Here is a 22,491-nt window from a genome sequence, read left to right as displayed (position 1 = left end):
CGCTACAGTCAAACTTCGAGAGGTACAAGGTGAAACAGAAGAACGCATATCGAGACAGCCGAATCGCGAGTTGGGCGATGCAGATCGGCGTACTCATAGTTCTCGTAGCGCTAATCGGCTGGTCGATGGATACCGCCTGGCAACGCATGCACGCGCAAGGCATCGCATATGGGTTTGGCGTGCTTGAACGACCGACGGGCTGGCAGATCAACTCGCCGTTCATAAATCAGAGCGCCGATGATCCATACTGGTGGACACTGGTGGTTGCCTTCGTGAATACACTAGGGGCAAGCTTGATGAGTATCGCGCTCGCTTGCTGCGCAGGCATTCTTATCGGAATCGGACTGCTGGCCCCCAATCGTGTCGTAGCACGTCTGTTCCGGTGCTACGTCGAGATTTTTCGAAATATTCCGCTCGTACTGCAGGCGCTGTTCTGGTACGTAACGCTGACATCACTGCCTTCGCCACGCGCAAACCCGCCCTCGCTGCTAGGCTATATTTTTATCACCAACCAGGGCCTGTTCTTACCGTCTATCACTGGGGGTGCAGGTGCTTGGGGCTGGGCGTGGGTCGCGCTTTTTCTTGTCACTGTTGCGAGCATCGGTTTATGGCGCGCCAGTCTTGTCGGGAGTGCGCGTCGACGCGTCTCGTCAGTTTTTACCATCGTTAGCTTGATCGCGTTGGTCGGTTTAAGTACCGTGCTTTTGATAAACGGAACTGTCTCAGTCGATCTGCCGCATAAGACAGGATTCAGCTTTCGCGGTGGCTGGAATATTCCGCTGGAGCTGATCGCCTTAGTGCTGGCGACCGTGCTGTTCTCGGCCGCATACATTGGAGAGATCGTCAGAGGGGGGCTCCAGTCCGTGCCTCGCGGAATGATCGAGGCGGCTCAGGCGTTGGGCTTACCTGCGAGCACGGTCTTCGCTTCGGTGCGATTCCCAATTGCCTTGCGTTCAATGTTGCCCGCCGTTAGCAACATTTTCCTCTTCATTGTAAAGGCGACGGCGATTGGCAGCGCGATCGGCTATTCAGACGTTTATTCAGTATCCGTTGTTAGCATTAGCCAGACAGGCCAGGCAGTGGAGTTTCTTATTGCAATGATGGCCGTCTACTTCGCTTTGAACTACACCATCACGCTTCTAATGAATGCGCTGAATCGAGCAATCGCGTTTAAGGGGAATCGCTAATGGCTAATATAGATCATCTTTCTCTTTCGCAAGACGCGGCTCGCAAGCGGACGCAAGCCGGTGAGGGGCCCCCCGTACCAAAGAAGATCAGACTGAACCCTTTCGACTTCGTTTTGTCGACCCTCGGCACGCTTGTGGTCGCATTCATGCTGTGGCGCGTTCTGTCTTGGGCAGTCGTAAACGGCGTATTCGGGACAACATCGCTGAGTTGTAGAGATGCGGTCGGTGCCTGTTGGTCAGTTATTGGCGCTCGTTGGCGAATCATTCTGTTTGGTCTCTATCCAGTGGAAGAGCAGTGGCGTTCGGCGCTTGCCTCGCTGATAGCGATTGGAACGCTGGTTTTGGCATGCACGCCGCGGATGTGGAGCGCGACACGCATGGTCCCTATCTGGCTTTGCGGTTATCTGCTGTTCCTGCTGTTCATCCACGGCGGTGTCTTCGGACTCGAAGTGGTACCTTCGTCGCGTTGGGGCGGGCTCACGCTTACGCTATTCATCTATATCACCGTGATTGCTTTTGGCCTGCCGATCGCCATCGGGCTCGCGCTACTTAGGCAAAGCCAGTTTCCAGTGCTTCGCCATGCAACTGCCTTCGTGGTCGACCTTACACGCTCGCTTCCGTTGCTGACCATCCTGTTTTCCGCAACAGTGATCATCCCGCTAATGCTTCCCCACGCACTTCAAGGCGACAAGCTAGTGCGTTCGCTCGTAGGCTTCACGTTTTTCTTCGCGTGCTATCAGTCGGAGATCGTGCGTGGAGGTCTGCAGGCCGTGGGCAAGGGGCAGGTTGAGGCATCGCATGCCCTTGGTATGAACTACTGGCACACCACAGCAGTTATCACCCTTCCACAGGCTTTTCGCATAGCGATGCCCGCGACTATCAATCAGTTCGTAATTACGTTCAAGGAGACGTCACTAGTGATCATCGTCGGGCTCTTCGACCTTATGGCGTCGTCGCAAGCAGCGTTTAACAGTGGAGAGTGGAGTGCGTATCACACGGAGGTGTATGTCTTCGTGGCTCTTATTTATTTTATTGGGTCGTTCAGTCTGTCGAAGTACGGCAAGTACGTTGAGCGACGCTTTCAAACCCCACGCTAGTTTCAGCGGAGTGCACATGTCCATATCAACCACCATGCCATCGAAACACTCGGACGGCGGCCAACCGGCTGTTGAATTGCGGGGAGTTAACAAGTGGTTCGGCCGTTTCCATGTGCTGCAAGACATTAATCTAACGGTGCGTGCCGGTGAGCGGATTGTGATCTGTGGGCCGTCCGGCTCTGGCAAGTCGACAATGATCCGTTGTGTCAACGCGCTCGAGGAACATCAGCAAGGGACGATCGTTGTGAATGGTACGGAGCTGTCCGGTGCAACGAAGAGCATTGAGAGGGTGCGCCGGGAGGTTGGCATGGTATTCCAAAGCTTCAATCTGTTCCCCCACATGACGGTGCTGGAGAATTGTATGCTTGCGCCGGTACGGACGCGACGCCTAACACGAGAACAAGCGCACGATAGGGCGATGCATTTCCTGGAGCGGGTGAAAATTCCAAATCAAGCGGGCAAGTATCCGGGGCAATTATCAGGTGGGCAGCAACAACGCGTGGCAATTGCGCGCGCTCTTTGCATGAACCCGAAGGTGATGCTTTTTGACGAGCCGACGTCAGCGCTTGATCCAGAGATGATTAAAGAAGTATTGGACACCATGGTGGCGCTGGCAGACGAGGGCATGACCATGCTATGCGTCACTCATGAGATGAGCTTCGCGCGTCGTGTAGCCGATCGGATCATCTTCATGGATGCAGGCTCTATCATCGAAGACCAGTCTCCAGAAAGCTTCTTCACCAATCCGACGAGTCCTCGAACTAAAGATTTTCTTGGCCAGTTGATGCATTGACTGCCTCATCCTCCGCTTTCTTCCTAAAGGAACTGACTAATGAGCGACATCAAGCGTTTTGATTTCCGTAAGCGCATTCATATGAGTGTTGTGCATGCTGGAACCGTCTATCTAACAGGCCAGGTGGGCACACCAGGCAAAACAGCAGCTGCTCAAATGACGGAGATTCTCTCAAAAGTTGAAGCGCTGCTCGAGCAAGCGGGAAGCGATAAGTCGCGAATTCTGAACACGACGCTGTTGCTGTCTGATTTAGCGGACTATGAAGCCGTTAATGAAGTGTGGGACGCGTGGGTTGACAAAGACAACGCGCCGTCACGCTCAACGATGCAGGCACAACTCGCCTCCAAGGGCCTATTAGTGGAACTCATTGTCATCGCTGCAACGCGATAACACGAACGATGGTTGATTGGAGGTGGTGATGAAGAAGCAGTTCATTGAGCCAAAGGGAACCCACGCGGCGCCGACGTACTCGCACGCGGTAAAGGTAGGCAACACGATCTATCTTGCGGGTCATGTGGGGCGTGACATTCACGGGAAAGTTGTCGAAGGTGGGATCGAAGCGCAGACCGCACAGGCATTTGAGAACCTACAACGGACGCTGGAAGCAGCAGGCGCGACACTTTCCGACATCGTGAAATTGACAATCCATGTTACGGACATTGGCGCAATGGCGACCGTTCGGGAGGTTCGTTCACGTTATTTAGCGCCCCCGATGCCCGCGAGTACGGCCGTTGAAGTCGCACGCCTGGCACCGGGTGTTTTGATCGAGATCGACGGTACGGCGGTCATCGATGGCGATACTTAATTCGTCTGCGCCATCCGGCCTGAGACTTTACTACTCGCCAGAAGCCTGCTCGCTTGCTGCGCACATATCGCTGGAAGAAGCGGGTGCCCGCTTCGACCCCGTACGTATTGCGCTAGGCGAAGGTGAACAACGCACGGCGGGATATCTGGCAATCAATCCGAAGGGGCGTGTACCTGCACTTGTCCATGGCGACTTTGTCGTTACCGAGCTCCCTGCGGTTTTGTTCTACATTGCGCGCCTTTATCCAGATGCGAACCTATGGCCCCAAGACGCGAAGGACGGTGCTCGATGCGCAGAATGGCTAGGTTGGTGTGCGTCGGGCCTCCACGAAACTTTCGGACACGCGCGGCGACCGGAGCGCTACGCTGACAGTATTGCAGCGCGAGAGGAGGTTGCTGAGAAGGGGCGCGCGTCGTGTCGGCTTGTATGGGAAATGGTCGAGAGGCGACTTGTCGCGCAGGACGATCAGTGGTCCTCGGGCCCGCATTATTCAGTCGCGGACGCCTGTCTGCTCACCTTTTGGATGTGGGGGCGTGGTCGGACGTTGGAGTATGACATGCAGAGCATGTTTCCGACCTGGACCGCTCTCGCGAAGCGCGTTGCCGATAGAGACGCAACGCGACGTGCACTTTTGCGCGAAGGACTTTCTCCTCCCTAAAAGAGGTTGAGAAAGAAAATAGCTAAAGACACACACTCACAGATGGAGGGCGGTACCCATGCGTCACATCGTAGCGGTGGCAGTCACAACGACGGTTGCCATGAGTTATTCGTCGGCATTCGCACAATCAATCGTGAGAATAGGGAGCGTCGCGCCCTTGACCGGCGGTATGGCGCATGTAGGCAAGGACAATGAAAATGGAGCGCGCCTGGCTATCGAAGAAATCAATGCCAGCGGCTTAATGATTGATGGGCGCAAAGTGACGTTGGAATTAGATGGTCAGGACGATGCCGGCGACCCTCGCCAGGCGACGCAGGTCGCCCAAAGGTTGGTTGACGATAAGGTCGTCGCCGTGGTTGGACATCTGAATTCAGGAACAACGATCCCAGCGTCGAAGATTTATAGTGATGCTGGCATCGTCCAAATTTCGCCCTCCGCCACGAATCCCACCTATACGCAGCAAGGTTATAAAACCACGTATCGGATGGTCGGCACGGACGCGCAGCAAGGACCGGCACTCGCGAAATATGCGCGTGATGGCCTACATGTGAAGACTATTGCGATAGTTGACGACTCGACCGCGTATGGGCAGGGACTGGCCGATCAGTTCCAGAAGGCGGCCGCAGCGCAAGGGCTCAAGGTCCTCTCCCGCGACGCGACAAACGACAAGGCTGTGGACTTCCGCGGAATCCTGACGAAGATCAAGGGAGAGAATCCCGACGCTATCATGGTGGGCGGGATGGATCCCACAGGCGGTCCGTTGGCTCGTCAAGCCCGTCAGCTAGGTTTGCGCTCGATGATTCTTGGTGGCGACGGCATGTGTACTGAGAAGATGGCGACACTGGCAGGGGACGCGTCGGCGAGCGTAGTCTGCTCGGAGGCAGGAAAAGCGTTGGAAAAAATGCCAGAAGGTCCTAGTTTTGCAGCCAAATACATGAAGCGGTTTGGCGAGCCGATCCAGATCTATGCGCCGTTCGCCTACGACGCTGTGTACATCGTTATCGATGCGATGAAACGCGCTAACTCAACCGATCCTGCCAAGATACTTGCAGCGATGCCTTCGACAAAGTTCGATGGCATTACAGGAGAGACGACCTTTGACGCACACGGTGACCTGTCCCACGGTGTAATAACGCTATACACATACAAGGGTGGAAAAAAGACGATCCTTGATATGGTCACTCTCTAATACATTATCTGAGCCAGTATGTCTGCGACATCGTGGATTGATATAGAAGCGTCCGACGGCGGGTCCTTCGAAGGGTTCCTTGCACTTCCGCCTTCCGGTAGAGGCCCCGGCATTTTGATATTGCAAGAGATTTTCGGCGTGACGGGCCACATTCGGGGCATAGCCGCGCAGTTCGCAGCTCAGGGCTATGTTGCGCTAGCACCCGATATGTTCTGGCGCATTGCGCCCCGGATGGAGTTGAGTTATCACGGCGAGGACCGGGTTCGCGCCAACCGCTTATATGACGAGAAGCTAGACAAAAGGTTAGCTGTTGCCGACGTTGGCGCTGCTGCTGCTCGGCTTCGTGCTTTGCCGCAAGTAGTTGGTCGGATTGGGGCTGTGGGTTTCTGCTTCGGAGGATGGCTTGTCTTCGCCGCCGCAGCTTCTCGGTTGATAGACGTTGGCGTGTCTTACTACGGCGGCGGAATCCAAAACGAACTCGACTCCTGCGATCGCATCGTCGCTCCAATGCAGTTTCATTTTGGTGAAAGCGATCCATTTGTCCCAATTTCACTGGCGCATGCGCTGAATGAACGTTTCATCGGTCGTGATGCCGAGGTACACACCTATCCCGGTGCGGATCATGGCTTCAATTGTTGGGAGCGGGAAACTTACCATGCAAAGGCGGCGGGACTTGCCCATGAACGAGCTCTGGATTTCTTGCGGCGACACCGTTGATGTTCCAGTACCTGATGCAGACAGTGCCCGGATATTTTCCTTGAAGCCGGAGGTGGGAACAGGGCTCTTGCGACGTTGGCGGTTCGCTGATGGCGGAGCATACTGCTTTTCATTGCAAAAATAAGCCGGGACTTGACAAATCATTGCAACCGCGCATTAGATCCGTTCGGCGTGTGAACCGGAATCATGCAGGCGGGTTGATGCTTGCCGACACGCTTCGACTACGGTGCCGGGCTACCTGCGACACGACCGCAGTTGGTTGCGGCACAGCTACACTTGCAACGATTGTCTGATCAGGATGTTGTGTAGTAATTCTTGCGAAGCCCTACTGGCAAATCTCAGCTGGCAAGACACTACTGTAAAAGGATCCTTCAACGCAGATACGTTGACGAGAGCACCTTGGTGAAAGCAGGTGTCAAACAGGTGTTCTCGGCAACGATTGACACCGCGAAGGGTGCTATGCCTCTGCTGATTCTCGACCGAGAGTGTCGCTGTCGGCGAAATCGATTAGTTAAACTAATTTATCGGATCAGAACTTGCCTTGTGGGATCATTCGAGATGAGTGGTTTCGTCTGTCTCAATCTTATATGGCACCGTAGTTCACGATTGATTGAGGGGAGAGTAAACCCTAGGTATTGCTCATTTTTTCTGCGTCCTACTATGCGGTACGCAGGGGCAAATAATGAACCTACAACTGTTAGACCGTCAGCGGCTAGTCGCTGCGATCTCTTTGTGGGTGTCAAGGCTAAGCAGTCTAAACGGCAATCAACGAAGGGAGAGAGAATGAATAGCAGGCATCGCACGAAGGTTGGATTAGTAGTCCTAAGCGCAATCGGTATCTGCGGATCGGACGCCAAAGCGCAGAGCAGCGTGACACTCTATGGAGTTATGGATCAATCCATTCAGTACGCAACAAATGCGAACGCTTCAAATAAAAATGTGTTGGCCATGGGAGGCGGCAATCTTTCGGGCAATCGGTGGGGGATGCGAGGAACTGAGGACCTTGGCGGTGGGCTCTCCGCTGTATTCCGCTTAGAGAACGGCTTCAGCCCTAGCAACGGGAGTTTGGGTCAAGGTGGACGTATGTTTGGGCGCCAAGCCTATGTAGGCCTTTCGCACAGCAGCTGGGGAACTCTGACGCTCGGACGACAGTACGATCCAACGGTTGATCTCGTCCAACCGCTTACCTCCGACAACATATGGGGAAGCCCTTTTACGACTCCGGCAGACCTGGACAACAACGACAACACAGCACGTACGAACAATTCTGTGAAGTATGCATCACCGGTTTGGTCCGGCTTTCGCTTTGAGACTTTCTATGCCCTTGGCGGCGTACCTGGAGCAGTTGGATCAGGGCAGACATGTTCGCTTGCGACAAGTTATACAATGGGGAACTTCAGTATTGCCGCAGGCTACGTCAATTTTGATAACGCTAACGCCGCTGAGGCACGTTCCGGCGCATGGAGTTCTACGGCCACCGGTGACGGTACATTCAACTATTCAATCAATCGGCCGTTTGCTTCAGCAAAGTCACGCAGGATTGCCCAAATTGCTACCCAGTATGCAGCAGGACCAATCACTGTCGGTTTGCGGTATAGCAACGTTCAGTTTAAACCTGACGCATTTTCCTCATTTGCAACAACGCAACGCTACGACGTAGGCGCAGGCGTACTAAATTACAGAATCGCGCCTCCAGTTCTTGTCGGCGTTGGATATCTATATACGCACGCTAGAGGTAATATGTCTCAGTCGTATCATCAAGTCTCGATCGGAGGCGACTACTCTCTTTCGAAACGAACTGAGCTTTATCTCGTCGGCGCATACCAACGCGCCTCCGGTGAAGGCGCTTACGCGACAGTGGCCGACTATGGATACAATTCCACAGCAAACACGCAAACCGTTGTTAGTCTTGGAATACGGCATCGATTTTGAAATAGCTGTAGCCTCTTCTAGAATTCGTTTGGATCAGTGCGCCGGTTAAGGTACCTGATCCCCGCGTAGCGAATTCGTAAGGCGCATTCAATCAACAAGCTAAACCATGGCGGGCTGCGGCACAAGGCGGCAACTCGCCATGCATCGCAAAACAACCAATGAAGAATCACGGTGTCAAGCCGCCTTAGGAACCAAGACACCGTGGAACGCGGGATCGGCCTGCCCGATTTGTTCAGATCGCGCTAACGTGAACCACGGTCCTGTTGCTTTTGTCGATTATTGCTTGACTCGTTGGGCGCTGGGTTAGGCCAGGTTCGAATACGAACGGATGGCATCCTAGCGACGCCGCCTTGCTCGACCGACGTCCGTGCGAATGTGCGCGGTTCCGGCAGTCCTTTCGCTTTCCCGTAAGCTACCGGCAGGCAGGCAGGCAGGCAGGCAGGCAGGCAGGCGAGCGGGCGCTCACCATTTCTTTGCGCTGATCTCGCTTGTTCAACAAAGGTGAATCTCGCTCTCTGCCTCCAACTTATCGCTTTCTGCTTGCTTATGCCGTGTATCTTTGGCACCCAGCGCCGGACGTCTTGTCTGCCTGCAGTAGCATTATGCGCCTCGTCTTTTCAGTGCATCCGGAAGCTCATTGCAATCCGAGGATATCTTGAACTGGCTTCATTTCGACCACCGGTTCAGCGATAGAGGCATCAATAGGCGCGCTGGAAAGGCGTCAATATCAATGTTAGGCAGAACGCCATAGCGATCGCTGTTGCAGATAACGGGCATGACGAACACGATGCCGTGAGAAATAGTCGACCCGCCGCTCGACACGATGCTCATCTGATCGACACTCATCGGTCGTCGGTGCCGTGGATCTGTTCTGCGGCGCCAGTTACAGCGATGCGTTTGACTTTCGATGACATGTTGTCTTCCTTTTGTTTTCTGAGGCTTAAGCGCCCACTTGAGGGGATAAGACGTTGATCACGCAGCGGTATGGGCTTGAGCGAGACACGGTGCACGAAACCGCACTTGACCATTCATGAGCGCTTGGGCTGTCCGGCAGCTTACGATAATCCAGAGGGTGCCAAGTGCAACGGCGAGCACGATGCCGATATGCATGAAGCATTGGAAGCCTGTCGCGCGTCCGAGGGCGAATGTGGCGAGGGTATAGACGCCAACGGGAAACGTAAGACCCCACCAACCGAGGTTGAAAGGCAGTCCTTCAAGGCGGTAGCGCCACATGAACAGCACTGCGCAGGCAAGCCACCACAGGCCAGCGCCCCACAGCAACAGCGCACCGAACACGCCAAAGGCGCTCGCGAGGGAGGCGACGTCATGCAAGGCGGTGGTGGCGAATGCCTTGCTCGCGGCGTCCCCGAGCGTGATGAGTCCAAGTGCGCCCGTGCCAATCGGCCCCAAGGTGAGCCAGCTCGTCACGCCGAGTTCGCGATGCGGCAGTTTGTGGACGATCAGGCGAAAAAGCACGATGGTCAGAATCGCGAATGCCAGCGGCACCGAAATTGCCCATAACACGTAGCCGGCTCCGACCACGAGCTGCGCGAGAGAAGCAGGGAGATGAGGTGCCAACACGCCAGCGCTGGATGCGGCCACCTCGGGCGCGACGATGGGAAGCAGCAGGGCTGCAGTCAGCCGCTCCAGACTGTGCTCCTGACGCGTGAACATCGCGTAGGGGACGCCGACTGCAATGACCACCGACAACACCGCGTCAAATATCCACAGGTTGAGGGCAATCTGATATGCCGGTTCGCCAAGCCGCGGCGCGGCGAAAGCTACGAAGCCATTGATGATAGGTGCGAGACCCATCGGCACGGCGCCAAAGAACATCGATTGCAACGGGTGACGCAGCAGCGGCTCGATCGTTTTGCCGAAGAGGATGAATCGTCCGACGAGCATAACCAGAAAGGTCGCATACAGGCCGATGTCCGCGATCCAGAGAGACTGGGCAAGGAGCGCCTTGCCGGCGAATGAGACGGGCACCGCATTCAGCACCAGAAACGCGGCGCCCGTGCCCATCGTCACAGCAAACCAGTTCGGTGTGAACTGGCGAATGTTTTCCAGCAGGCTTTCGTGGTTGCCTTCGCGCGGGCGCCGGGCTGTCAGGTTCTGGTTCATCGCAAACTCCGTGAAGGGGTCGATGGGTGAACTTTAAGCAAGGGCGACATATAATAAAAATACATCTTTGCGATGGTTCCCATATCATTCTGATATCTCATGAACTTTACCCATCTTTCGGCGTTTGTCGCCGTGGCCCAAACCGGCAGCGTCACGGCTGCAGCGGAACAAGCGCGCGTGAGCCAACCCGCGTTGACCCGGGAAATACGCGAGCTGGAGGATCGGCTGGGCGTGGCGCTCTTTGACCGTATGCCCCGCGGCATGCAACTCACGGAGGCGGGCCGGCTGCTTTCCGAATACGCGAACCAGATCTTTCGCCTTGCTGACGCCGCAGAGACGGCAGTCGCGGAGTTCGCCGGTCTTAAGCGTGGGCATTTGGTAATAGCGTCGAGTCGTACGATCGGCACGTACTTGATGCCCGCGCTGATGGACGCGTATCGTGATTTGTATCCGGGAGTGACCATCGAACTCGCGATTTGCAATACCGAGCAGGTGAAGGGCGCCGTGCTTGGGCAGCGCTGTCAGCTCGGCCTGATTGAAGGCCCCTACGACGATCGTGTGTTCGACGTCATGTCACTCGGCGACGACGAAATCATAGCGGTCACTGGGCCGAAGCATCCGCTTGCGGGGAAGCGCAGGCTCAATGCCGCGGCCTTGTCGCGCGTTGAACTTGTGATGCGGGAGAAGGGGTCGGGTACTCGAGAAGTCGTTGAACAGGCGTATGCGGACCGTAGACTCGCGCTCGACCCAGGGCTTGTAGTCGGCAGCCCGGAGGCGATCAAGCGGCTGTTGCGCATCGGGCGGGCGGTATCTTGGGTATCGCGTCTGTCAGTGAAAGATGAACTCGAGAGCGGCAATCTGGTTGAACTTCCCGTGGACGACATTCGGGTAGTCCGGCAACTTACGATGCTTTGGCGCAAAAACCAAAGCCTCAGCCCGGCGGCAAAGGCTTTCCAGAACCTGACGACCCGGGGGGCTGCCTGACGGCGTCCATTCAAAGCCGAGCGCGGTCGCATTTTATGCGACCGAAGCTTCGCTCCCGCTAAACGCGACCGGCTGGAAACACCGTATGATGCGAGTGCGCAATTTGAGCCAATATCCACTTCAAGGACCATCACATGGCGCACGTAGAACGCGAATTAAATACTGTCCAGGCCAGATTGAATCCGGAGCCATACAGCAAGTTCAGTTACGACGACGTCGTGGCCCGGATGAACCGTGTTGAGTCCGAGTTTGCCGAAAGAGGGTGGCGGATAGACGGTGGCAGCGCGATGGGGCGTCTGTTCAAACACACCGAGAGGTTCGTGCGAGATTGGAAGACTCGAAATCGTGATCAGATCGATCCCCTCGCCGTTGTGCAAGCTGGCCATGCACATAGGATCACGGCCTCGGTGCTGCACGCTCTGGAAAATCCTGCGGCTCATCAGACGTTGTACCGTATGCATGCCAAGCCTTTCGTCTTAGGAAGCGTTGAGAGGTCGACCGGGAAGGACCTGTTTTGGGAACTCGAACTCTATCATCGCTTGTCCCTTCAGGGCACAACGGTACGACTCGAAGAGCCAGACCTCATCGCCGACTTTGACCTGTGGCCATATTCGATCGCGTGTAAAAAAATCTACTCGGAAAAGAATCTTGAGCGTACGTTAGCTAAAGGCGCGAGCCAGATTGCCAAGTCGAAGTATCACGGAGTCGTTGCGTTGAATATCGAGGACCTTGTTCCAGTGGAACAGTTGCGAGTTTGCCGCACAACCGGCGAGTTACTTGAAATTGGTCGGCGCACTGCCGCCGCATTTTGCAATCAAAATGGGCAAAAGCTCCGCAGATTGGTCGATATGGGCCGGGTCGACGGGTATCTCATCGCGCTGGCTACCTCTGCGCAGGTTCTGGAATCGACAACAAGCTTCGTGACTCTCCACTGGGCAACCATCTGGAGCACGCAAGAGGCTCCGAAGGGAACCAGCGAGCGGCTTGTCGAAATGAGAAAGTCGTTTCAAGCCTTACTGACTTGATTGGTGAAGAGATCGCCGCCACTTAAATCGTGTTCAGCTGTTAGGGTGTCGCGAGGGAACCGCTAATGACAGCGGCCACCAACGCTGCTGGCATTAAGCGGAGCAGTTGCTTGGTCCCGCGTTTTTCAGAGTTCAGGAGCACCTGCGTTGCTGTTTATTGGCGGCGGCACGCCATCTCCCAGCACCGCTTTCCTATATTGGCCGGGCGCAACGTCCATCACGCGTTTGAACGCGTTGCTGAATGCACTTTCGGAAGTGTATCCAACTGTTGCCGCAGCCTCGGAAATTGAAGCCCCGGCCCGAAGCTCGCGTTTCGCCAAATACATCCGCCATTGGGTCAAATATGCGAGCGGTGGTACGCCCATTATCTCGCGGAACCGCACTGCAAGCGAGGTTCTGGACATCCCAGCTCTTTTCGCAAGTTCTTCCAAGCCCCAGTTATGGGACGGTTCGCCATGAATGCTACTCAGCACTACGGCTAACCGTTGGTCACCAAATCCTTTTAACCAGCCTCCGTCGCCGTTTGAGGTATGCGCCAAATAGGCTCGTAGTGTCTTGACGAATAAAAGTTGCGCTAGTCCCTGTACAACGATAGTACTGCCAGGACCCGCGCCTTCCATTTCAATCACCAGCTGTTTGACCAACCAAGCAAGCGGCTCTGCTTCGTCAATGGATCCCCGCACATGAATGACTGGTGGCAAGCCATTTAAGAGTAACGACTGCCGGTCAGCGTCAACTTGCACCGTGCCGCCGAGCATTGCAAAATCGCGGCCTTGGCCGATCTGGAATTGATTGTCACTACCTCGCACGATGCGCGTAGTCGTCGCTCCTCGGATCAGGGGAGCCGCACTTGCGAGTGTCAGAGTACGCGTGCCATTGGTGATCAGAACATCGCCCGCGTCCACCTTGACCGGCTCTAACATGCCATCAATGGAGTACCAGCAGTGCCCCTCAGTGACGGCGCAGAATTTGATGGCGTCCAGATTCGCGAAGCGGCGCGCCCAAGTGCCGCCAGCCACGACCCGACCTGACAAGTCGCAACGGGCTTGAAGGAAATGTAACAAGTCGGATAGAGGGTCAGCCAACAAGATTGAACTCTCGCGCATAAAATTCGAACGGACACATCTTCTTCGTACACGACGGTCAGCCTACCATGCAAAGAGGCGATGCGTCCTGGAGATTCGACGTGCCTATCCCTCGTTTTATCGGCGCGCAGGCTTGATCGCCGAGCACGGCGATGGGCGAATGGCTCACCGTAACCGCATTGACTGATATGTCTGTCTGAACAGGAGAAATCTATGTGTCTCAATCACTATGTCACGCTCGGACGTTCGGGCTTGCGCGTGAGTCCGTATTGCCTCGGAACCATGACGTTCGGCGAAGACTTTGGTTGGGGCGCAAGTGCCGACGTGTCATTTTCCATGCTCGACGAATATCGAAGCCGCGGCGGGAATTTCGTGGATACGGCCAATATTTATACCGCCGGTCATTCGGAGCGGATCATCGGCGACTACCTCAAGCAGAACAAGGTCCGGCGCGACGAAATTGTGCTGAGCACCAAGTTCTATTGCAACCTATTTTCGGGCGATCCAAACGGTGGCGGCGCGGGACGTAAGGCTCTCGTCCAGCAGTGTGAAGCTTCTTTGAATCGGCTGCAGACGGACTACATCGACATTTACTGGCTACATAACTGGGATCGGACAGTGCCGATTGAGGAAACGATGCGCGGTCTGGACGATCTCGTCACGGCAGGCAAGATACGTTACGTCGGATTTTCAGACATACCTGCGTGGAAAACGGCCGAGGCGCAGATCACAGCTCACTTCCGCGGCTGGACACCGATTATCGCACTTCAGCTCGAGTATTCGCTGCTCGAAAGGACCAGCGAAGGTGAACTGTTTCCGATGGCGCAAGCTATGGGAATGGGTGTTATGCCGTGGTCGCCACTTAAGAGTGGTTTCTTAACTGGGAAGTTCCGACGTGTCGGCACAGGCGAAGTCGATACAAAGCGTACGAGCTTGGTGGGCGTCCCGGGCGAAACGGACTATGACGTCATCGAAGCCGTCGTAGAGGTAGCCTCGGAGCTCGGAGTCAGCCCCGCATCGGTTGCGCTGGCCTGGGTCCATTCACAGGCCGCCGTCACATCCACCCTGATCGGTGCCAGGCGACTTGATCAATTAAGAGCAAATCTCGATTCGCTCGAAGTAACGTTGTCTGCCGAGCAAATTAGCAAACTAAGCTTGGTCTCCAAGCCAAAGCTGAACTTCCCGGCAGAAAACAATGAGAGGCTGGCTCCAATGCTGGCGTTTTCAGGTATGACTATTGATGGACGAACGGTGCCGTCTTACAACCGAGTTTGAAGGGCTTGAAGGAACACCATATCGCCAAAAATGGTATATCTCTGCATGTTGTTGAGTGCGGCAAAGGTCCAGCGGTGCTTTTTTGCCATGGATTCCCTGGCACTTGGAGAAATTGGCGACGCCAGATGGAAGCCGTTTGCAATGCGGGCTATCGTGCGATCGCCTTGATACCCGCGGTTACGGTAAAAGCTCGGGTCCGGAGGACATATTTGACTATACGGCGCTTAATATAGTCGGTGATCTTCTCGTTGTTTTGGATGCGTTGAATTGCGAAACGTCGACAATTGTCGGCCATGACTTCGGCGCGCTTGCCGCATGGACCGCTGCAATGATAAGGCCCGACCGATTTAGCGCTGTATTCGGCTTGAGTGTGCCTCCATTTGAATTTGGGCGCGAAAACTTTCTAGCGGATTTGTGGAGAAGCCACCAGCACGATTTCTATAAGTTGCAGCAGATGCAGACGGAGGCAGACCTTGCGTGGGCTGACGCGCGCAAAACGCTTCCAGCAGCTTTCTACTGGTCGTCGGCGGAGGCTTCGAAAGACAAGCGTTGGTATCCGATGGACATCGACCGCGGTCGGCTTCGGCCGGCACCATGTGAAAGACCAAGCTTCGTCGATCCCGTGGATTTTGCGGTGATGGTCAGTCAATTTGAGCGCAACGGATTTCACCGTCCGCTCAATTATTACCGTGCACTGGAATCCTCTTTAAACCTGACGTCGGCCTTTGCCGGCCTCAAAATCCAGATTCCGTCATTCTTTCTGTTTGGTGCAGTGGACGGTCTCAACACGTTACTCCGCGTCACGCCAGATTCATTAAAGCATGGCCTTACGGACTTACGAGGGTTCATGGCTCTGCCGGACGTTGGTCACTGGCCTCAACTTGAGGCGCCGGATAAGACGAATGCCGCGTTACTCGGTTTTCTAGCGGCATGCCATCAGTAGTACTGCAACCAAACCACCGAGATTTTGTTTTTTAGCAAAAGGAGATGTACCATGAGTACCGCACAATCACCCATCGGTTCGGGCTTTGACCGCGCGTCCACGACGGTCGACGTCATCAAGGGCGTCGACCTTGTCGGTAAGGTAGCGATCGTCACTGGAGGTTACTCAGGCCTCGGGCTTGAAACAGCGCGGACGCTTGCCTCAGCGGGCGCGAGAGTGATTGTCCCCGCCCGTGACGTTGAACGCGCACGCAAAAACATCGCGGAAGTGGGCGGGGGCATGGAAGTTCAAGCAATGGACCTCACCGATCCCCGGTCGACCGACGACTTTGCGCGCGACTTCGTTGAAACAGGTTTGCCGCTTCATCTACTTGTCAACAACGCAGGTATCATGGCGCTGCCACAACTGAAGCGCGATGCGCAAGGCAATGAGCTTCAGTTTTCGACCAACCATCTGGGTCATTTCCGGCTGGCTATCCGACTTTGGCAGGCGCTCAAGCGAGCCGGTGGCGCGCGAGTCGTATCGGTCTCGTCCGCAGGGCACCGCTTCTCACCGGTTGTTTTCGATGACATTAATTTCGAGCGTCGTGACTACGACGCTTTCAAAGCCTATGGGCAGTCGAAGACAGCCAATATTCTCTTTGCGGTTGGCCTCGACCGGCGAGGCGAGGGCGATGGCATTCGTGCGTTTGCTCTCCATCCAGGCGGTATCGCCGGAACAAACCTAGGCACGCATGTCGGAGTTGATGTGCTGAAAAAGACTGGGTTCGTTGATTCGAATGGCCGGCCGGTTATTGATCTTGCCCGTGACTTGAAATCGGTACCGCAGGGCGCGGCTACCCATGTGTGGTGTGCGGTTAGCCCGCAGCTCGAAGGTAAGGGCGGCGTTTTCTGCGCGGATTGCGATATCACGCCTGTTCTTCCCGAGAACAATGCTGCAAATCTATCGGAAGATCGCGCCAATCGCGGTACTGGTGTTCAAGCGTATGCGGTGGACCCCAAAGCCGCTGAAGAGCTTTGGCGTAGAAGCGAGGAGCTCACCGCCGTCTCCATTTAGTGTGGGCGTTGGCGGCGTGCAATTGCTCCCGATCGATGGCTGATGATGATAGTGCGCAACTCGTAGCAACTGCGACGCTTCGTGCATAGGTTGGCTTTCGAGGAACCACGTGCAGTCACCGCACGAAGAGGCGAGCGAGCTCTGCGTTGCGATCTAGCGATGTCTGTTGCAGTGTCGTTACTATCCATTGGTCTAGCTGGTAAGCGATACCCCAAACAGGACGAAACACGTGGTGGGAATGGCCCAAGTACTCTGGACGTCAGTCATCTCGTTAATGAGTTGAGCGACCTTAATTCGCCGGCGGGCACATGCCCGTCGGTGCTTCAACGCATCCAGACGATGTCATTAGGGTGACCAGTTGTCGCGTGATCATCGCATCGATTGCTGTTCTTCGGCATCAGGCGGTGAGGGTGCTGCGTCTTTGGCTGAAGCGACTGGCCATAAATTAACACTGCCCTGGTTGAAGTGCTGTATCAGCTGTTGGACATTTACCAGCTCCAAGGGAATGAAAAGACTATGAGGAACGAATTCACCGGAAGAACCGCACTTATAACTGGCGGGGTACTGGAATTGGTCGTGCTTCAGCCATCATGCTGGCCGAGCGAGGGTGCGCAGTTACGTTGGCCGGTAGGACAATGGAGACGCTGCAGGAAGTTGTTGCGACCATCGGCGCGTCGGGCGGTACCGCGCGTGCGGTCGTCTGCGACGTTTCCGATGAGAAATCCGTCCGTAACGCTGTGAGCGTCGCGACCTATGATACCGGACGTCTTGATTTCGGAGTCAACAGTGCCGGGGTGAGCGGTGGAGATGACGTTCGTCCCACAGCGGACTATGCCACTAAGACTTTCGACCGCATCGTAGCCATTGACTTGCGTGGCACCTTTGTGTCGATGAAGTATGAACTCGAACAGATGACACTTCAGGGCTTCGGCTCCATCGTCAATCTCGCGTCGGGAGCAGGCCTAGTTGGTGTGCCAGGCTTCTCAGGCTATACGGCAGCCAAGCACGGTGTGATTGGGCTAACAAAAACCGCTGCGCTTGACTACGGATCAGTTGGCATTCGGGTGACGCAATCGCTGCCGGCTTGGTTGCGACGCCGCTAGTTGCCACTGGTCGTTCTCCCGAGGTGATGGCAGCGCGAATCGGTGCACATCCGATTGGCCGTATTGCTCAGCCGGATGAGATTGCTGAAGCGGTGGTGTGGCTATGTTCTGACAAGTCGAGTTTTGTTACGGGAACGGCGCTTCCCGTGGATGGGGGCTATACGGCACGCTGAGTACGATCGGTGCGAAGCTTGGCGCAGTTTCTCCAATCATGGTGGGCTTACCGAATGAGTAAAGTGGGTTAAATATAATGCCAGATTTCGGATTTCGGCACATTGCGTTGTCTGTGGGAGATCTCGCGAAGCAGCGGGTATTCTATGCGTCTGCATTTGGCTTTGTCGAAGAAGTTGTCGATCTCGTCATGCCGGAGATAGAGACTCATCTATCGATCCTTCGCAACCACGCTGGCGTAGAAATCGAACTGGTCGCATGCGCGCGTTCAATCGCACCTCCGCGTGTTGAATTGGGCGAGGCTGCTCGTCGGCAAGGCTACTTCTCTTGGGCTTTGGAAGTAAGCGACTTAGAAAAAGTGTTCCAGCAAGCGGTCGCTTCTGGCGCAACGTCCGTGTCTACACCGAGGAATGCTAATCGGCCCGGTGTTCGCTTCGCCTATCTTCAAGATCCTGAAGGAAACTTCATCGAGCTGCTGCAATTTAATGACGCGCATGCCTAACCGAAGAGTGGCAGAAAGCGCATTTTGGCGCAGCTCTCGTCGTCGGCTACATCTCTTAATAACCTCAGCTGTGGTAAGCGCAGAACCGATGTCGGTCCGCCGCCCCCGACTGACCACTCGCGACAGCGATGTCAGTCGGGTTTGCGCGGGCAGGTGAGGGACGGTTGCGAGACTGCGCCCCTGCTGCGCCTGGTTCATCTCCACCATCGTCGACGGACGGCGGCGAACGTCAGCGCAGAACCGGCGAGACCTCCCTTAACCACATCATGATGTCCGGAAACTTCCGACTAAAGTTCGCATCTTGATCGCGCGTTCGTCCATGCTGTTAGCTGCCGCAGCGGCCTTCTCGACTAGGGCGGCATTTCGCTGAGTCACCTCGTCCATGTGCGAGACCGCTGCAGTGACTTGCTCCACACCTTGAGCCTGTTCGCTCGAAGCATGGGCAATTTCCTGCAGCAAATGGGAGACCTCGGAAATAGCCTTCACGGTATGGTCCATCTTGTCTCTTGCTTCGAGCGCCTGTTGCGCACCCGCGTTCACCTTAAAAAGAGATGTGTCTATCAGCTCCTTGATCTCCCGCGCGGCCGTCCCTGACTTCTGAGCTAGTGCGCGAACCTCCCCCGCGACGACGGCAAAACCGCGCCCTTGGTCCCCAGCTCTAGCTGCCTCGACGGCTGCATTCAGAGCCAGTATGTTCGTTTGAAAAGCGATGCCTTCTATGAGCGAAGTTATCTCGGCGATCTCGCCCGAGCCGTTTTTAAGCTCGTTCATAGTTGCGGAAAGAAGAATAAGGGCGTCGGCGCCCAGTCCCGCTGTTTCGCTGCCCAGGTTGGCGAGTCTACTGGCTTCGCGGGCGTTCGATGCGTTCTGGGTTACGGTACTTGAGAGCTGTTCCATACTGGCTGCTGTTTGCTCCAATGACGCTGCTTGTTCCGATGTACGCCTGGCCAGGTCACTGTTCCCCAAGGCCATTTCGGTGGCTACTTCTGCAACTTCTTCGGCTCCGACCGTTACGCCTGTCACGGTGGTTCGCAAACCCTGCTGCATGTTACGCAGTGCCAGCAGCAGAGCGCCAAGTTCGTCCTGACGCGATACCACAATGTCACCTGTCAAGTCCCCGCGCTCGATGGCTTTGAGATAACTCGTCGCGTTAGACAGCGGCCAGGATATCGCCCTTGCAAGCTGCCGCCAGCCAAAGGCAGCACTCAGAAGTGCAATCAGCAGAAGCGCTGAAGCAGCCAAAATAAGGTTCCGTTCTTGAGACTGTGCACGAGCCCCCAGTGCGGCAGAGTCTCTGACCTGGAAGGCAGTCAAATCCGCTGTCTTCTCGCTGAAAGTAACGTAGAAGTTAGGAATCGTTTCGTAAGCCAACCTTGCTGCCGACTCGCCGTTTCCGCGACGCAGCGCGTCCATAAGCGGCCGCAAACCTTCCGAGATCAGCCTTTCTCTCGTTCTGCCGACTTCACGAGCCAGCGCCTTCTCTTCTGCGCCAGCGCTGTATGACAAATACTGGGACCACGCAGCGTCGGACTCGTTGATCATGCTTTCTGCCGATTGCAAAAGTTCCGACGCGTTGTTGCCCACGGTCAGCGAACGGTCAAGCTTCAGTCGCGCGCGTGCCAGTGCTTCCTGCTGAGAAAGAACCGCGATCACAGTCGGGACATTGTCGGATGCCTCGGAGAGCTTGGCATCACTATCTCGGACTGCAAGCACTGCCATGGCGCCAATCAGGAGAAGGAAGAGGGCCATAGTTGCCAAAACAGACGTTATCATTGTCCGTATTGAGATCGACTTGTTCATTTTTACCGCCGGTAAGTTTGTATATCCCGCGTGTCGCGGACTAGCGCTCTGTAGATCGCTTAACCAGTGCTGCGCAACTTCAGAGGTCAGCGTTATTCCATTGCGCGTCAGAAAATTCCTGCGCTCAAGATCTCGTTGCTGGCAGAGTTGGCGGACAGGCCGAACACCGCCCAGCGGTTTCTATTTGACGGACCAATTCGTCAGCGGTGAGCGCCTTCGAGAACAACCACCCCTGCGCTGTCGTCACGCCGATCGCGCTTAAATATTCGGCTTGTGAGATCGATTCGACACCTTCCGCGACGATTTTTGCGTTCAGTGCTGCCGCCATTGAGACGATGTGAGGTGTCACGTCGCTAGTTACTGCCCGATGGCCGATAGTGTCAACGAACGTTTTGTCGATTTTCAGAGCGTCTACCGCAAACTTTTGGAGATATGCAAGGCTCGAATAGCCTGTTCCGAAATCGTCGATATACACGGGGTGGCCGGCGGCACGAAGATCACGTATGACATTCTCCGAGAGCTTATCGTCCAATAGCTCACGCTCAGTCAATTCGATGCAGATCTGTCGAGGGTCGATGGATGTTTCTGAGAGGCGCGTTTCAAGACCGTCAAGAAAGCGGTGACTTTGAAGGTCCCGGGCGCTTACATTAATCGAAACATAGAATCTAGGGTTTCGTTCGAGTAGCGAGCGCATCTCGAGTACAACGATTTTTAGGACCTCATCCGTGATGTCCTGGATCTGACCGCTAGATTCTGCGAGTGGGATAAAGAGATCCGGGGCGATGAGTTCCCCCCGGTGACGCCATCGGACAAGAGCTTCGACTCCCACCCATGACTTGGTGACAAGATGGACGATTGGCTGATAGTGAACTTCGAGCTCCCCTTTCTTAATCGCACGGCTCAATTCGTTTTCCAGCGAAAATCGTCGGGTGATCAAGTGTGAGACTGCGAAAGCTAAAGCAACGCCGACTGCCGCGCCACAAACGACCCATGCAGAGAGAAGCGTTCGCAGGCTTTCGGCAGTAGTCAGCCTAGGAACCGTGACAGCGATGGCGAGCGGAAGGTCATTGGATAGCTTCACTACATAACGGTCTTGTGTGTTTTGGCCGTGTAGAAAAGCGGCCACTGCGGAAGCCGCTTCGCCGCCATTGACCCCAAGAGAACTCGAAAGAACGGTCTGATTGATGGTACTTACAGCCGCAAAGCGCCGCATCGAAAGGTCTATCGTATCGACCAGACTATCAGTGTCCATCGCGACAAAATATCCATTTCTCCCGAGGATCACCCGGCGTCGTCCCTTCAGAGGACTTGGGGCATTTAGCCAGAGCTCGGTTCCATCTGCCTTCACGATGTCTGGCGTTGGCATGGGCAACTCGCCAATCGTCCTGACGCCGAGCACCGCCGAGCACATGTAGCCGTGCTCGTCGTAGACACCGGCATCATGCAGGTATCGGTAAGCCGAAGCGAGTCTGCGTATCGTGGAAAGGTGAACTGTTGAACAACGAAGTTCATCAGATTTGTTCATTTCGTCGACTGCTTGATAAGCTTGATCGACGACGACAGAGATGCGGCTTATTGCAGCGTCACCGAACCGCTGAATCTGGGATCGCTCACGGATCTCTGCCTGACGCTCAGCTACTAGAACGCCGGCGGCCGTCGGGAGCAAGGTCGCTGCTGCAGCCCCAATGATTGCAAGGGCCAATACTGCACGGTGCTTCATTCATTAATCTCACGGGCGGTGGCGCCCACGGTTAGACGTTACATCAGGCGATCTGCGTGTTCGCAAGCCGTTCGATGAGCAAATAACATCATAGAAATTCAGATAGGTGTGGGCTTCCTGGTAGCGCTGATTCAAACCCTAAGTGGTCACATGGCTGATCGGAGTCGTTCTGTGTGTCGTCGGTGCCTCGGACTGGATGGTAGATGACTGGCTACCGTCGCAGTGTCTAGTCCTTTACGGCGGATGCTCCGACTTCTTTAGTCTTGGTCATTAAAGTAGTAGAACCAACGATTGGTCAACCTTTCACGAATGCGTGAAAGCTTAC

The 22,491-nt window shown here is 55.3% G+C and carries 20 protein-coding genes and 1 pseudogene; 16 read left to right on the top strand and 5 right to left on the bottom strand.

Annotation, left to right across the window (positions count from 1 at the left end; all coding sequences use genetic code 11):
• The first annotated feature begins 29 nt into the window (after nt 1-29).
• From ACZCWR_RS24960 to ACZCWR_RS24920, 9 genes are all read left to right on the top strand, one after another.
• Nucleotides 30-1,187 (top strand): ABC transporter permease subunit, encoded by a 1,158-nt coding sequence (locus ACZCWR_RS24960; RefSeq protein ID WP_487305718.1) that lies wholly within the window; start codon nt 30-32, stop codon nt 1,185-1,187.
• Nucleotides 1,187-2,284: an amino acid ABC transporter permease gene (locus ACZCWR_RS24955; RefSeq protein ID WP_487305717.1), complete on the top strand. Its 1,098-nt coding sequence runs from the start codon at nt 1,187-1,189 to the stop codon at nt 2,282-2,284. Before ACZCWR_RS24960 ends, ACZCWR_RS24955 begins: the two co-directional genes overlap by 1 nt.
• Before the next feature lie 16 nt (nt 2,285-2,300).
• Entirely contained in the window at nt 2,301-3,077 is a 777-nt protein-coding gene (locus ACZCWR_RS24950) for an amino acid ABC transporter ATP-binding protein (RefSeq protein WP_488876515.1), read from the top strand.
• Between the two features lie 39 nt (nt 3,078-3,116).
• Nucleotides 3,117-3,467 carry a RidA family protein gene (locus ACZCWR_RS24945; protein ID WP_487305716.1) on the top strand — a complete coding sequence of 117 codons (351 nt, stop codon included), beginning with the start codon at nt 3,117-3,119 and terminating at the stop codon, nt 3,465-3,467.
• 28 nt (nt 3,468-3,495) lie between these two features.
• The gene (locus ACZCWR_RS24940; RefSeq protein WP_487305715.1) at nt 3,496-3,882 is read left to right on the top strand and encodes a RidA family protein; all 387 of its coding nucleotides are present in this window, start codon (nt 3,496-3,498) and stop codon (nt 3,880-3,882) included.
• Nucleotides 3,869-4,540 carry a glutathione S-transferase family protein gene (locus ACZCWR_RS24935; RefSeq protein WP_487305714.1) on the top strand — a complete coding sequence of 224 codons (672 nt, stop codon included), beginning with the start codon at nt 3,869-3,871 and terminating at the stop codon, nt 4,538-4,540. Before ACZCWR_RS24940 ends, ACZCWR_RS24935 begins: the two co-directional genes overlap by 14 nt.
• A gap of 100 nt (nt 4,541-4,640) precedes the next feature.
• On the top strand, nt 4,641-5,729 hold the full coding sequence (locus ACZCWR_RS24930) for a branched-chain amino acid ABC transporter substrate-binding protein (protein WP_487306139.1): 1,089 nt from the start codon (nt 4,641-4,643) through the stop codon (nt 5,727-5,729).
• A gap of 18 nt (nt 5,730-5,747) precedes the next feature.
• Nucleotides 5,748-6,446 (top strand): dienelactone hydrolase family protein, encoded by a 699-nt coding sequence (locus ACZCWR_RS24925; protein WP_487305713.1) that lies wholly within the window; start codon nt 5,748-5,750, stop codon nt 6,444-6,446.
• A gap of 783 nt (nt 6,447-7,229) precedes the next feature.
• Nucleotides 7,230-8,378, top strand: a complete 1,149-nt coding sequence (locus tag ACZCWR_RS24920) for a porin (RefSeq protein ID WP_487305712.1) — start codon at nt 7,230-7,232, stop codon at nt 8,376-8,378.
• Nucleotides 8,379-9,044: 666 nt separating this feature from the next.
• On the opposite strand, the gene ACZCWR_RS24915 is transcribed toward ACZCWR_RS24920, so the two are convergent.
• Entirely contained in the window at nt 9,045-9,224 is a 180-nt protein-coding gene (locus tag ACZCWR_RS24915) for a hypothetical protein (protein WP_487305711.1), read from the bottom strand.
• Nucleotides 9,225-9,350: 126 nt separating this feature from the next.
• Nucleotides 9,351-10,502, bottom strand: coding sequence for a TDT family transporter (locus ACZCWR_RS24910; RefSeq protein WP_487305710.1), 1,152 nt, complete (start codon nt 10,500-10,502; stop codon nt 9,351-9,353).
• Between the two features lie 99 nt (nt 10,503-10,601).
• Between ACZCWR_RS24910 and ACZCWR_RS24905 the strand changes: the two genes are divergently transcribed.
• Nucleotides 10,602-11,486 (top strand): LysR family transcriptional regulator, encoded by an 885-nt coding sequence (locus ACZCWR_RS24905; RefSeq protein WP_487305709.1) that lies wholly within the window; start codon nt 10,602-10,604, stop codon nt 11,484-11,486.
• Between the two features lie 134 nt (nt 11,487-11,620).
• Nucleotides 11,621-12,511 carry a hypothetical protein gene (locus ACZCWR_RS24900; RefSeq protein ID WP_487305708.1) on the top strand — a complete coding sequence of 297 codons (891 nt, stop codon included), beginning with the start codon at nt 11,621-11,623 and terminating at the stop codon, nt 12,509-12,511.
• Between the two features lie 125 nt (nt 12,512-12,636).
• Here the strand turns inward: ACZCWR_RS24900 and ACZCWR_RS24895 are convergent, their stop codons facing one another.
• A complete protein-coding gene (locus ACZCWR_RS24895) occupies nt 12,637-13,530 on the bottom strand; it encodes an AraC family transcriptional regulator (RefSeq protein ID WP_487305707.1) in 894 nt (297 codons plus the stop codon).
• Nucleotides 13,531-13,809: 279 nt separating this feature from the next.
• Here ACZCWR_RS24895 and ACZCWR_RS24890 point away from each other — a divergent pair, with 279 nt between their 5' ends.
• The 5 genes and pseudogenes from ACZCWR_RS24890 to ACZCWR_RS24870 all read left to right on the top strand — a co-directional run bounded on the left by ACZCWR_RS24890 (nt 13,810) and on the right by ACZCWR_RS24870 (nt 18,646).
• On the top strand, nt 13,810-14,871 hold the full coding sequence (locus tag ACZCWR_RS24890) for an aldo/keto reductase (RefSeq protein WP_487305706.1): 1,062 nt from the start codon (nt 13,810-13,812) through the stop codon (nt 14,869-14,871).
• Nucleotides 14,872-14,974: 103 nt separating this feature from the next.
• Nucleotides 14,975-15,814: an alpha/beta fold hydrolase gene (locus ACZCWR_RS24885; RefSeq protein ID WP_487305705.1), complete on the top strand. Its 840-nt coding sequence runs from the start codon at nt 14,975-14,977 to the stop codon at nt 15,812-15,814.
• A gap of 51 nt (nt 15,815-15,865) precedes the next feature.
• Entirely contained in the window at nt 15,866-16,870 is a 1,005-nt protein-coding gene (locus ACZCWR_RS24880) for an SDR family NAD(P)-dependent oxidoreductase (protein ID WP_487305704.1), read from the top strand.
• A 590-nt stretch (nt 16,871-17,460) separates the two neighbouring features.
• Nucleotides 17,461-18,146: pseudogene (locus ACZCWR_RS24875) on the top strand (SDR family NAD(P)-dependent oxidoreductase).
• Nucleotides 18,147-18,223: 77 nt separating this feature from the next.
• Nucleotides 18,224-18,646 (top strand): VOC family protein, encoded by a 423-nt coding sequence (locus ACZCWR_RS24870; protein WP_487305703.1) that lies wholly within the window; start codon nt 18,224-18,226, stop codon nt 18,644-18,646.
• Nucleotides 18,647-18,910: 264 nt separating this feature from the next.
• Here the strand turns inward: ACZCWR_RS24870 and ACZCWR_RS24865 are convergent, their stop codons facing one another.
• Both ACZCWR_RS24865 and ACZCWR_RS24860 read right to left on the bottom strand, forming a co-directional pair.
• Nucleotides 18,911-20,446: a methyl-accepting chemotaxis protein gene (locus ACZCWR_RS24865; RefSeq protein ID WP_487305702.1), complete on the bottom strand. Its 1,536-nt coding sequence runs from the start codon at nt 20,444-20,446 to the stop codon at nt 18,911-18,913.
• 124 nt (nt 20,447-20,570) lie between these two features.
• The gene (locus tag ACZCWR_RS24860) at nt 20,571-22,166 is read right to left on the bottom strand and encodes an EAL domain-containing protein (RefSeq protein ID WP_487305701.1); all 1,596 of its coding nucleotides are present in this window, start codon (nt 22,164-22,166) and stop codon (nt 20,571-20,573) included.
• Nucleotides 22,167-22,491: the final 325 nt, after the last annotated feature.

The organism is Caballeronia sp. A2-2, assembly GCF_057612605.2.
This window is presented reverse-complemented; position numbering and strand designations above follow the sequence as displayed.